Origin of the sequence: Rhodococcus sp. NPDC127593, from assembly GCF_042671975.1 — a bacterium.
Taxonomy (GTDB): domain Bacteria; phylum Actinomycetota; class Actinomycetes; order Mycobacteriales; family Mycobacteriaceae; genus Rhodococcus_F.
In genome coordinates, this window is the sequence record NZ_JBHXWI010000123.1 from 1 (window position 1) to 10,967 (window position 10,967).

Here is a 10,967-nt window from a genome sequence, read left to right on the forward strand (position 1 = left end):
AACTCGGTATGACAAGCTTGCCCTGACTTACCGGGCCGGATTCCTCCTCGCCGGCATCGTCGAATGGCTCAAACTATTGGGAGACATGCCCTAGCATCGCCGATCGTGACAACACTGCGCGGCGTGCCGATGACACTATTGCGTATCAATTACCAATTACTCCGTATGCCTTTGCAATTCGTGGAGCACATCGCGGTCGCGCAACTCGACGAACAGGCACCCGCGCGCCTCGCCTACGAACAGCTGCTCATTCAGTGCGATCGGGCGGCCGGCTATCTTCTCAACGACGACAACGCCGTCGGCCGTGCGGCAGAACTGCGCCGACATACGACTGCCGTTCGGGTCGGAATCGCCCGCCGACATGAGCGAGTAGATGCCGAGAGCGCGAAACTCCTGGATCTCCAGCGTGCACGGTTCCACCGGCGCCGCCAACCCCGCAGAAACACCGACCCGGCGTGAACCTACCCGCAAACGGACCGGGCGGCGGGTACGAGGCCGACCACTCACCGGCAGAGGGTGCGTTCGGCGGTGGCGACCAGGGTGCGAGAGACGTCGTCGACGGGAAGATTCCGCCCGGTGTAGAGCTGGTCGAAGCTGTCGAAGCTCGCCAACAGCCAGAGCAGGTCGGCGGCTTCGTCGACGGTAACGTCCGGCCGCAGAACCTCCTGCTCGGCCAGTCGCTGGGCGAGGTGGACCATCCCGCCGGCCCGGTTCTCCTCGATCCGCGCAACAGCCCCACCTACTGCATCCGCGTCGAGTTGGGCCATCGAGAACAGTGCCCGGAAGACGTCGCGGTGGGCTGCGAACACCCGGACGCCGGAGTCGATTCCGCCGCGCAGGTGCTCGCGCGCGTCCGGGTGCTCCGCCGCGTCCACCACCGCCTGGAACCCTGCCCGGTGCCACCACAGGTCGGTGGTGAGTGCGTCGAACAGTCCGGATCGTGAACCGAAGACCAGGTAGACGGTGGAGCGGGAGACACCCGCGGTCCGGGCCACCTGCTCGACACTCACCGGCGTGGACGGTGCTCGGCGCAGCCGCTCATAAACCGCGTCGAGGATGTTGCGGCGCGTTTCCTCGGCCGCCTCCGCGCGCAGGCGCTGCTCGTACTTCCTGGTGGCCACAGCCGTCACTCTAACATTTTCACTTGACATGTCGTCTCGTGAAGTTCACGCTATTAATCGAAAGACATATTGTCCGGCGAAATTGCGAAGAGCCAGCCGCCCTCCCCTGACGTCGAGACAACCAGCCTTCCGACGAAGGAGCTGACGTCATGAACAGCCTGACCGCACCCACCCGTCCGCCGATTCCCCCGGCGTCCACGCCTGTACTCGTGGTCGGAGCGGGTCCGGCGGGACTGACCACGGCAATCACGCTGGCTCGCCACGGGATCGAGGTCATGGTCGTGGAGCGGCGGCCCGCCCTATCGGGGCTGCCGCGGGCGGCCTCGGCCAGTACCCGCACGATGGAGCTGTTGCGGTCCTGGGGGCTGGAGCAGGAGATCCGGGCAGGCGGAGTCGAGGTCGAATGGAAGCAATGGGTCGGTCCTACGCTCACCGCGGCCGGCGACACCCACCTGACCAGCTTCCCGACCCGGGAGCAGAGCGCGGTCCTCAGCCCGACCGCCCCTGCCTCGGTTCCGCAGGATCACCTCGAGCCCGTGCTGCTGGACCACCTGCGCTCGTTCGGCACCGCGCGGGTGGAGATGGGCACCGAGGTGGTCGGCCTCGACTACCGGAGCGATGACGTCCAGGTGACGCTGCGCGACGCCGAAACCCGCCAAACCCGAATCGTTTACGCCCGCTACCTCGTCGCGGCGGACGGCGCGCGCAGCACGGTGCGCGCCACCCTCGGGATCGTGATGCGGGGGCCGGGGCGTCTGTCCCAGGCAATCGGGACCGAGTTCCACGCCCCACTGTGGGAACTGCTCGGCGACCGCCGCTACTACATCTACGCCGTCACCCACCCAGAAGCCGCGGGGGTCTTCGTCCCGGCCGGCCGCGGTGACCGATGGGTCTACGGCGTGGAACACGAACTCGCGCAGGATCCCTCGCCAAGTCTGACGAAGGAACAGTCCGCCCGCCTCATCCGGCTCGGCAGCGGACTAGCCGATCTGGAGCCGAGGATCGAACGCATCGGAACGTTCACCTTCGCCGCGCAGCTCGCGGACCGCTGGCGGGACGGCGCCGTGTTTCTCGTCGGCGACGCCGCACACCAGATCACTCCGCGCGGGGGCACCGGCATGAACACCGCCATCCAGAGTGCCTACGACCTCGGGTGGAAACTCGCCTGGGTGCTGCGCGGCTGGACCGGACCGCAGCTACTGGACACCTACGAGGCCGAGCGGCGACCGGTGGCCGCGCACAACGTGGCCCGATCGGCCGACCCGCACGGCGGAGCCCGACTCGCCGCGCACGAACTACCCGCGGACCTCGGCGGCCGAATCCCGCACGTCTGGTTGCGCTCCCGAGGCGACGCCGTGTCCACCCTCGACTTACTCGGACCCGGACTGACATTGTTCACGAACGGCCCGAGCGCGTCCTGGCAGCGCGCCGCGAGCTCCATCCCCGGGCCTCCGCTCGCAATCCACGACCTCGACGCCATCACCGCCCGCGGAATGGGCATCCCCCACGGCGGGGCACTCCTGGCGCGCCCGGACGGGGCGCCGGCCGGATGGTGGCCGTCAGGCACCGAACCGGGCGCGGCAGTCCGCGACGCGATCCGGGCCCTGCTGACGCCAACGGAGACTGCGGATCGGCTTTCGGAGGCCCGGGGCCCGCTGAGCGGAGCAGGAAGCGTCGGTGGAGGCACGCGCGTGCGGCGACGAAACGCACATCCGTACGACAAGGCCGGGTGATGAGGTGTCGATTTGCCGCGGATCGCGGAAGTGTCGAAACGCGCTTGCCCCCGGAAGGTTTGGCACTGCACGGACAGACGCTCCGTTTTCGGACAAGTATCACTGTCAACGCTGCCTCGGCCCGCTGACCTGCCCGCGCGAACTACGTTGTTCTGGACTTGCGAGTCCTTTCCAGGAGATCACGCGACGGACATCAACCGTGCAGGCTTGCGCCGCACGGCACACCGTTTCCGATGTCCGCTATTGACGAAAGCACCAGGTCCAGGTGATGATTTAGGTATCCCACCTCGAGGTGGGGAGAGGGTCCGCCCCTCTGTTGGAGATCACTCATCGGGCAGCACCAGAACGGTCGCTGTCGTCGTGTGTCCACAACAGAAAGGGGTCCACATGGTCGAGCCCGCAGTCCTGATCGCCCTGCTGATCGCCGCCTGCTTCATTTTCTTCGTGACCGCCTGCTTGGTCATCGTCATCGTCATCGTCATCGTCACCGGCAGCACTGCCGGCCTCCGTGACTTCGCGAAGGTGCTCGCTGCATTCGGGCGCGTAATTCGCCTCCGGTTCCGGTTCGGCAACTGACCGAAGCGCGAGACCCTCGAACGTAAGGGAGTCCCCGGCATCGGTCCGGGGACTCCCCCCGGGGCCTGTGTCATCAATCTTTTCCGCGCTTCCGCACAACATCCGTTCGCTTGGCGGCGCCGCGGCTGTCTGGTGCCGAATCGTGGAAACCCGCGCAGCGGCTTCGGCACGACGATGCTGGTCGCCACTACCTCACCTCGGGTTGCCCGACCGTACCGATCGGATGGCGTGAGAAGAAATCCTTCAGGCCCTGGGCCACTGCCGTCGGGTCTTGCACCATCAGGAGGTGCCCGGCCTCCGGCACGGAGAGGCGCTCGGCCCGGGGGAACCAGGACTGCACGAGCTCGCTCCCTTCAACGAATCGCGGTGCGCTCTCCGCGCCGAGCACATTGAGCACCGGCCGCGTGATGCGTCCGGCCGCCCCTGCCCCGAAACTCCATCGCTGCACGGCGGGCATCTCAGCTTGGAAGAACATGTCGGCCTCGTCGAGCGCCTCGTCGAAAGCAGTTGGAATCACTCGGTCCAGCGCGGCACGGTAGCCATCGCCGCACACATGTCGCAGGAAACCGTCCACCGCGGCGGCCTTGTCGCCTGATTCGTAGGCGGCGATGACGGGCTGCAGCGCGGCAGTGACCTGCTCTGAGCTGGAGATTCCACGGACGGCGGGTTCGAGCAGCGCCACCGAGCCGACGCGCTCGGGCTTCTCCGTCGCCAACTGGAGCGCGACGAGCGCACCGTATGAGTGACCCACGATGTGGGCAGTGTCCCAGCCGACGTGATCCATCAGCCTGACGCAGATTGCGGCATCTTCGGCGACCGTGAGCGCCCGGTATCCCCCGCTGTCTGATTCTCGGAGTCGACGCCGGTACCGCAAGATCGAATACTGCGTCAGCTGCTCGACCAGTGGGTCGTACCACGAAACGAAGGCACTGGCGTGTACGAGCACGACGCGCTCCCCGCCCTCGCGCAGCTGATAGGCCAGTTCGACGTCACCGAGCCGCAAGCTATCCACGGCATCCCTTGCGGATCCGCTCCATGGAGTCAGTTGTAGTGGAATGGCTCACGAAGTCAAGGGTCTCCACGGCAGGACTCCCGGTGGGCTCTCCCGCGGAGCCACCCACCGGGTTTCTGCCTTCGAACGCCGCATCGCACGTGTAGCGCGAGACGACTCTAGCGAAGTGGGAACCCGAGACGGATGAGCGATTCCTTCAGCCGATCCCGCCCGTTCAGTCGCGCCGCGGACGCGAGTCGGTCCAGAACCCTTTCAATCCAGGAATGTTCGAGCTGCTGCGCCGAGTAGAAGGCTGCGATCCGCCCCTCGTAGGCGTCGACGTGGTCGCGCTGGGCGGGCAGGTCGTACTTCTCGTGGTGCAACACCGCCGCTCGGGGCAGGCGCGGTTTGATCTGGGCGTCGGCGTCCGGATGCGGATGTCCGACGACGAGCCCGAACACCGCGAACACGTGGGGCGGCAGGCCGAGTTCCACCGCGACCTCCTCGGGCTTGTTGCGCAGTGCCCCGATGAACACCGTTCCCAGCCCGAGCGACTCCGCCGCGGTCACGGCGTTCTGCGCCGCCAGGGCTGCATCGATGCACCCGATGTAGCTGCTCTCGAGGTAGTCGGCTCCCGCGATCGGCGCGTCGCGGTCGCCGGCGAGCTGGCGGACACGGGCGAAGTCGGCGAGCCAGACCAGCAGGACGGGGGCCTCGACGATGTGGGCCTGGTCGCCCGCGAGCGCGGCCAGTCGAGCCTTGCTGTCGGGGTCGCGGACCGCGACGACACTCCACGCCTGCAGGTTCGACGACGTGGCGGCCGACTGCGCAGCCGAGACGAGGACATCGAGCGTCTCGTCGGTCAGCGGATCGGGTAGGTATCGGCGGACCGACCTGTGCGAGTGCAGGGCTTCCAGAACCGGATTCCACTGCGCGGGTTCGGGGAGGGCGGCGTCCCAGTAGCGCTGCTGCAGCGCCGTGCGAGGTGCGATGTCTGCGATGGTCACCCGGTCAGGAAAGCCGACCGCCGTCCCCGATTCCAGTGTTAGGCGCACCGTGATTCCGGAGATAGCCACAGCGAAGCCACCGATCGGCGACAATTCGAGGGCTGCCGACATCTGTTCGGGAACTACGTGACGAAAGCGAATAGGAAGTGGACGTGACGGAACGGGTCATCGTGGTGACGGGTGCCGGCTCGGGGATCGGTCGGTCCATGGCGACCGGACTGCTCGATGCCGGACATCACGTGGTGCTGACAGGCCGGGCGCGGGAAAAGCTGGACGAGACAGCGAACGGTCACGAACACGCGCTCGTGGTGCCGGCCGACGTCTCGTCGCCGCAGTCGGTGCACAGTCTCTTCGCCGCCGTGGCCGAACGATTCGGCCGCCTGGACGTACTCGTCAACAATGCGGGCACATTCGGCCCCTCCGGCGCAGTGGACGAGATCGAACCGGAAGACTGGGACCGGACAGTCGCCACAAATTTGACGGGGGTCTTCCTCTGCTCCCGAGAGGCCGTGCGAATGATGAAGACGCAGACACCTCGCGGCGGACGCATCATCAACAACGGCTCGCTGTCCGCGCACACGCCACGACCCGCGAGCGTCGCCTACACGGCAACCAAACACGGGGTGTCGGGGCTGACCAAGTCGATCGCGCTCGACGGACGCGACCACGACATCTGCTGCACTCAGATCGACATCGGGAACGCCGCAACCGCCATGACGGCCGGCATCGGCCAATCCGCCCGCCAACCGGACGGATCATTGCGAGCGGAACCCACCTTCGATCCGCGGTACGTCGCGGACGCGGTGACCCGACTGGTCGAACTCCCCTTGGACGTCACCGTGCCGACGATGACGATCATGGCCGCCGGGATGCCGTATATCGGCCGCGGCTGACCGAGCCGACCGTCAGACGCGCTGCAGTGGAAGCGGTTGCCCTTACACACCCGGGATGTCGGAGATCCGCACGTCGTCGGTGTTCAGGTCGCGCAGCACCTCGCTGCGTACCGAATCGAGGTAGCCGATGTGAGTCGCAAATGCCTCGCGGGCCTTTACCGGGTCGCCGGTGGCGATCGCCTGATACATGCCTTCGTGCTGTTCCATCACCAGGCGTCGATCCAGTCGATCGACGAAGACACGGTTGGTCACCGGGCGGATCAGGTGCACCGAGGTCATCGCCAACTCCAGGATCGGGTTGTGCGCCGCCCGGGTGATCGCGGTGTGAAATTCCAGGTCGAGGCCGAGCCACTCCTCGATATCCATCTCGAAATCTCGCGACGCCAGGACCGGCCTCCGGATGGCCTCGAGGTCTTCTTCGGTGTGACGCTGCGCCGCCATCGCGACACTGAATTCCTCCAGTACCCGGCGCGCTTCGTCCACGTCGTGCACGGTGACGTCGCCGGCGCGGAACCAGAGGCGGATGGCGTCGCCGAGCAACTCGGCGATGTCGTCCGAGTCCGGGACCGCCACATACGTGCCGCCTCCTACGCCGCCGCGAACCGACGTGAGCAGTCCCGTCGCGGTCAGCAGTTTGAGGGCCTCGCGGGCGGTGTTGCGTGACACATCGAACGTGTCCGCGAGATCGAGTTCGGTGGGCAGCCGCTCCCCCGGGACCCAGACGCCGTCGGCGATCGCCGATCTGAGCTGCCTGGCGATCTGCCCCGAGGCGTCCTTTCGGGTCAACGCCGTCGGCCTGAACGCTCGATCCATTGCGGGACACCTCTCCGTTGCCTGATGTTGTGCTCTGCATTACAGTAACGCCCAACGTTCAATGTCCAACATTGAACGTTGACCAAACCTCCAGCACACACACCGACAGAAACAACCCAACCGCCACCCCGGCCTGCCCGCCGGGCATCACGGAAGTGACCACAGATGAGCCTCGACTGGGATATCCAAGAAGCCACCATCGACAGCGTTCAGCAGGCCTATCGCGACGGCACCGCAACGGCGCGCGACGTCGTGCAGGCATACCTCGACCGCATCGCGGGTCTCGACCAGGACGGGCCTCGACTGAACTCGGTCATCACCGTGTCCGACACCGCCCTCGACGACGCCGACGCGCTCGACCGCTCCCTCGGTCTGACCGGGGAGCTGGCAGGACCGCTGCACGGGGTGCCCGTCCTGGTGAAGGATCAGGCCGCGACGGCGGGGATACGCACCACCTTCGGCAACAAGAACGCCGCGAACTATGTGCCCACCGAGGACGCAACCGCGATCAAGAAGCTCAAGGCCGCCGGCGCGATCATCCTCGGCAAGACGACGATGCCCGACTTCGCCACCTCATGGTTCTCGACCTCCTCGGTCTCCGGGGTCACCAAGAACCCCTACGACCTGACCCGGGACCCGGGCGGATCCAGCAGCGGTTCCGGAGCCGCCATCGCCGCAAATCTCGCCCTCGTCGGCATCGGTGAGGACACCGGCGGCTCGATCCGCCTCCCCGCCTCGTTCTGCAACCTCGTCGGCTTCCGCGTCACACCCGGCATGATCAGCCGCAACGGCATGTCTCCCCTGGTGGTACCGCAAGACACTGCCGGCCCGATGACCCGAACCGTGACCGACGCCGCCATACTCCTCGACGTCCTGGTCGGCTACGACCCCACCGACGATTTCACCACGGTGGCTCGCCATCACCGCCACTCCGGTTCCTTCGCCGAGAACATCAAAGGTGCCACTGTGGTCGACAAGCGGATCGGCGTCCTGCGCAGCGCATTCGGCGACGCGAACGATTCCGCCGGAGCAGCCGTCAACGATGTCATCGACAACGCACTCGCGGAGCTGGGTGCCGCCGGAGCCGAACTCGTCGACATCGAGATCCCAAAACTCGACCACTACGTCTCGTTCACCTCGCTCTACTTCACCCGCTCCCGCAACGACATGAACCGCTTCTTCGCCGAAAACCCCGATATCGGGATCGCCGGCGTCGACGAGGTTCGCCGAAGCGGCACGTACGACCCACACCTCGATCTGTTCGAAGGCATCACCGACGGCCCCGCGGACCCCAAGTCCGATCCCGACTACCTCGACCGCGTCCTCGCACGCGAAGAGTTCGCGAGGATCGTCACAGCACTGTTCGTCGAACGCGCCCTCGACGCCATCGTCTTTCCCGACGTGAAACTCCCCGCACCCACGCACGACGACGTGCTCGGCGGCCGCTGGACCTGCCTCACCTATCCGACCAACACCGTCATCGCGTCCCAACTGCACTTCCCCGCAGTCTCGGTCCCGGCGGGATTCACCGCAGACGGACTCCCGGTCGGCCTGGAGATCATGTCCACCCGCTTCGAAGAAACGACGCTGCTCCAGGTCGCCCGCGGGGTCGAACGGGTTCTCGGCGCGCGCAGGGCCCCCTCCCTGGATGCTCCCACCGGAACGGGCGCCTGATGTCCGTCACCCTCAACTCGGACATGGGCGAAGCCTTCGGCATTCACACTTTCGGCAACGACACCGCCCTGCTCGACTACGTCGACACGATCAACGTCGCCTGCGGGATGCACTCCGGGGACCCCAGCACCATGGCGCACACGGTCACAGCCGCACTCGATGCGAACGTCACGATCGGCGCTCACCCGGGGCTACCCGACCCGGTGGGTTTCGGGCGTCGAGAAATGAAGCTGACCGCGAACGAGATCCGGGATCTGATCCGCTACCAAGTCGGTGCCCTGACTGCATTTCTCGACGCCGTGGGCGCCCCGCTTCATCACATCAAACCGCACGGTGCCCTCTACGGGATGCTTTCGCGCAGCGAAGAGTTGATGGAATCCGCCTGTGATGTCGCCGAACAGTACGGCGTCCCGATCCTCGGCCTCCCCCACACCGCGCACCAGCGGGTGGCCGACCGCCGCGGTGTGGAATTCGTCGCCGAGTTCTACGTCGATCTCGACTACAACGACGACGGCACCATCATCGTCAACCGGACCGCCGCCCCCCACGACCTCGCCGACATCGAAGCCAAAGCACACCGGGCGCTTGTCGATGGCAAGACGACATCGATCCACGGCACCGAAATCGACGTCACCGTCGAATCACTCTGTATCCACTCCGACCTGCGCAACGCACCGGACGTAGCGGCGCGACTTCGCACGATGCTCGACCAGCACGCAGGCAATACCTGAGCGCTTCCTTCGGCGGAAGTCGCCGTGCGCGCGGCATCGGTTTCACGCGAGCTTCACCCCGCCGCCCAGTCGACCCGCGCGGCCAGCGCGTGCAGGGAACGATTCCTGCTCGCGTTGGATTCCCCGACCCAGGCAATGCGGCCGTAGACGTACTCGCGAAAATGCGGTCTGCCGCCCCGATTCTGCGAATCAGGTCCGTAGCGAGCGCAATTGAAGAGCAGGGCTCTGAGGTTGTCGTACTCGGCTCGCGCCGCCTGCGGACGAGTGTTGACCACCAACCCCGCCAGGTGCTGGCGTCGGTGCGCCCGCATGATCCGGGTCTTACCGGGGTGCACGGAGAAGCCTTCGTCCGCCACGATCCGGCCGACGGCGTGGATCAGTCGGTCCACCGACAGTTCCGTGCCGGAGAACGCGAGGTCGTCGGCATACCTCGTGTAGCCGGCGCGATGAGTTCTCGCGAGTCCGGTCAATCTGCGGTCGAGCCGGTATGCGACGAGATTGGCGAGCGCCGGCGAGGTCGGTGCGCCCTGCGGTAGGTGCGCACCCCTGAGCCGACTCGCCGCATCGAAGGGAAGCTGCGCGAGGACACCTGGCGGGGTGGACGTCGTGCAGAGCCCGGCGAGCACACGTGACACCGGGGTCGGGTAGCCGAGGGCATCGATGACCGCCCTCACCCGCGTCTGGGAGACGGAGGGAAAGAAGGCACGGAGGTCGATGCGCACCACGACGTCGTGTCCCGCATGGGGAGCGGCGAACGTGTGGACGCTGCGACCTCGGACGAATCCGTGCGCCGCGGCGTGGGGCGGGACGCGGTCGAATACAGACCGCAGAATCCGGCGCTGCACCTCTCGAAGGCGTTCCTTGGGCGCCTCGAGCAGGCGGTTGTCCGATCGGATCCGATAGCGGTAGTGCTGCAGCGGAGTCGCTTTCGTGCGCAGCCATCCGCCGGGGTCTGCGAACCAGTCGAGGTCGGCGGGGGTGAGACCGACCGCCTCGGCGACCCCCGCCGTGCGCGACCACCGCGGGACGTCGAACTTCCAGTGACTGCCAGACACCTCGACGACCGTCTCCGGTTGCTCGATCTGCGGGAGATCCGACAGCAGCCGATAGACGCTGTCGGCGCCGTCGATCGGCGGCGTGGGCATGAGGTCGTAGAGCCGTGTCGCGATCCGGCCGGCATCGGGCGCACCGGTTTCCTCGAAGCGGAGCATGAGGCCGGCCCTGGTCCAGGCTCCGGTGGTCGCCAGCGCCGCGAGGCGACGAGCGATCTCCGGCTGCAGGGCCCGGCCGGCTGTCATGTGTGCGACGGTGCGAGGTGACCGATATCTGTCGTGGTCAAGTCCATGGGAGTGGTGTACGAGGGCCGTCGCGTGGCTCCTCGTTGGTGAGTCAGGCAGTCAAGGCCGGTGTCACCTCCTCGGTGGACGC

The 10,967-nt window shown here is 66.7% G+C and carries 11 protein-coding genes; 6 read left to right on the forward strand and 5 right to left on the reverse strand.

All coding sequences use genetic code 11. The annotated features are described in order from the left end of the window. The first annotated feature begins 129 nt into the window (after positions 1-129). Positions 130-459, forward strand: coding sequence for a hypothetical protein (locus ACFVJ3_RS48260; RefSeq protein WP_378458840.1), 330 nt, complete (start codon positions 130-132; stop codon positions 457-459). 44 nt (positions 460-503) lie between these two features. Here the strand turns inward: ACFVJ3_RS48260 and ACFVJ3_RS48265 are convergent, their stop codons facing one another. Further along, the gene (locus ACFVJ3_RS48265; RefSeq protein WP_378458830.1) at positions 504-1,121 is read right to left on the reverse strand and encodes a TetR/AcrR family transcriptional regulator; all 618 of its coding nucleotides are present in this window, start codon (positions 1,119-1,121) and stop codon (positions 504-506) included. Positions 1,122-1,270: 149 nt separating this feature from the next. Here ACFVJ3_RS48265 and ACFVJ3_RS48270 point away from each other — a divergent pair, with 149 nt between their 5' ends. Both ACFVJ3_RS48270 and ACFVJ3_RS48275 read left to right on the forward strand, forming a co-directional pair. Beyond that, positions 1,271-2,854 carry an FAD-dependent oxidoreductase gene (locus ACFVJ3_RS48270; RefSeq protein ID WP_378458831.1) on the forward strand — a complete coding sequence of 528 codons (1,584 nt, stop codon included), beginning with the start codon at positions 1,271-1,273 and terminating at the stop codon, positions 2,852-2,854. A gap of 387 nt (positions 2,855-3,241) precedes the next feature. Further along, entirely contained in the window at positions 3,242-3,430 is a 189-nt protein-coding gene (locus ACFVJ3_RS48275; RefSeq protein ID WP_378458832.1) for a hypothetical protein, read from the forward strand. 187 nt (positions 3,431-3,617) lie between these two features. On the opposite strand, the gene ACFVJ3_RS48280 is transcribed toward ACFVJ3_RS48275, so the two are convergent. Further along, positions 3,618-4,442, reverse strand: a complete 825-nt coding sequence (locus tag ACFVJ3_RS48280; protein WP_378458833.1) for an alpha/beta fold hydrolase — start codon at positions 4,440-4,442, stop codon at positions 3,618-3,620. 158 nt (positions 4,443-4,600) lie between these two features. Beyond that, on the reverse strand, positions 4,601-5,428 hold the full coding sequence (locus ACFVJ3_RS48285; protein WP_378458834.1) for an NADPH-dependent oxidoreductase: 828 nt from the start codon (positions 5,426-5,428) through the stop codon (positions 4,601-4,603). 146 nt (positions 5,429-5,574) lie between these two features. Between ACFVJ3_RS48285 and ACFVJ3_RS48290 the strand changes: the two genes are divergently transcribed. Next, positions 5,575-6,321, forward strand: coding sequence for an SDR family oxidoreductase (locus tag ACFVJ3_RS48290; RefSeq protein WP_378458835.1), 747 nt, complete (start codon positions 5,575-5,577; stop codon positions 6,319-6,321). A gap of 42 nt (positions 6,322-6,363) precedes the next feature. Here the strand turns inward: ACFVJ3_RS48290 and ACFVJ3_RS48295 are convergent, their stop codons facing one another. After that, positions 6,364-7,134: a FadR/GntR family transcriptional regulator gene (locus ACFVJ3_RS48295; RefSeq protein WP_378458836.1), complete on the reverse strand. Its 771-nt coding sequence runs from the start codon at positions 7,132-7,134 to the stop codon at positions 6,364-6,366. A gap of 165 nt (positions 7,135-7,299) precedes the next feature. On the opposite strand from ACFVJ3_RS48295, the gene ACFVJ3_RS48300 reads away from it, so the two are divergent. Both ACFVJ3_RS48300 and ACFVJ3_RS48305 read left to right on the forward strand, forming a co-directional pair. Continuing rightward, positions 7,300-8,808, forward strand: a complete 1,509-nt coding sequence (locus ACFVJ3_RS48300; RefSeq protein WP_378458837.1) for an amidase — start codon at positions 7,300-7,302, stop codon at positions 8,806-8,808. Beyond that, positions 8,808-9,539 (forward strand): 5-oxoprolinase subunit PxpA, encoded by a 732-nt coding sequence (locus ACFVJ3_RS48305; RefSeq protein WP_378458838.1) that lies wholly within the window; start codon positions 8,808-8,810, stop codon positions 9,537-9,539. Before ACFVJ3_RS48300 ends, ACFVJ3_RS48305 begins: the two co-directional genes overlap by 1 nt. A gap of 53 nt (positions 9,540-9,592) precedes the next feature. On the opposite strand, the gene ACFVJ3_RS48310 is transcribed toward ACFVJ3_RS48305, so the two are convergent. Continuing rightward, on the reverse strand, positions 9,593-10,837 hold the full coding sequence (locus ACFVJ3_RS48310; RefSeq protein WP_378458839.1) for a reverse transcriptase family protein: 1,245 nt from the start codon (positions 10,835-10,837) through the stop codon (positions 9,593-9,595). Positions 10,838-10,967: the final 130 nt, after the last annotated feature.

Coding starts and splice junctions, on each gene's coding strand:
- ACFVJ3_RS48275 (WP_378458832.1), top strand. CDS start 3,242: ATGGTCGAGCCCGCAGTCCTGATCGCCCTGCTGATCGCCGCCTGCTTC.
- ACFVJ3_RS48300 (WP_378458837.1), top strand. CDS start 7,300: ATGAGCCTCGACTGGGATATCCAAGAAGCCACCATCGACAGCGTTCAG.
- ACFVJ3_RS48260 (WP_378458840.1), top strand. CDS start 130: ATGACACTATTGCGTATCAATTACCAATTACTCCGTATGCCTTTGCAA.
- ACFVJ3_RS48270 (WP_378458831.1), top strand. CDS start 1,271: ATGAACAGCCTGACCGCACCCACCCGTCCGCCGATTCCCCCGGCGTCC.
- ACFVJ3_RS48310 (WP_378458839.1), bottom strand. CDS start 10,837: ATGACAGCCGGCCGGGCCCTGCAGCCGGAGATCGCTCGTCGCCTCGCG.
- ACFVJ3_RS48305 (WP_378458838.1), top strand. CDS start 8,808: ATGTCCGTCACCCTCAACTCGGACATGGGCGAAGCCTTCGGCATTCAC.
- ACFVJ3_RS48295 (WP_378458836.1), bottom strand. CDS start 7,134: ATGGATCGAGCGTTCAGGCCGACGGCGTTGACCCGAAAGGACGCCTCG.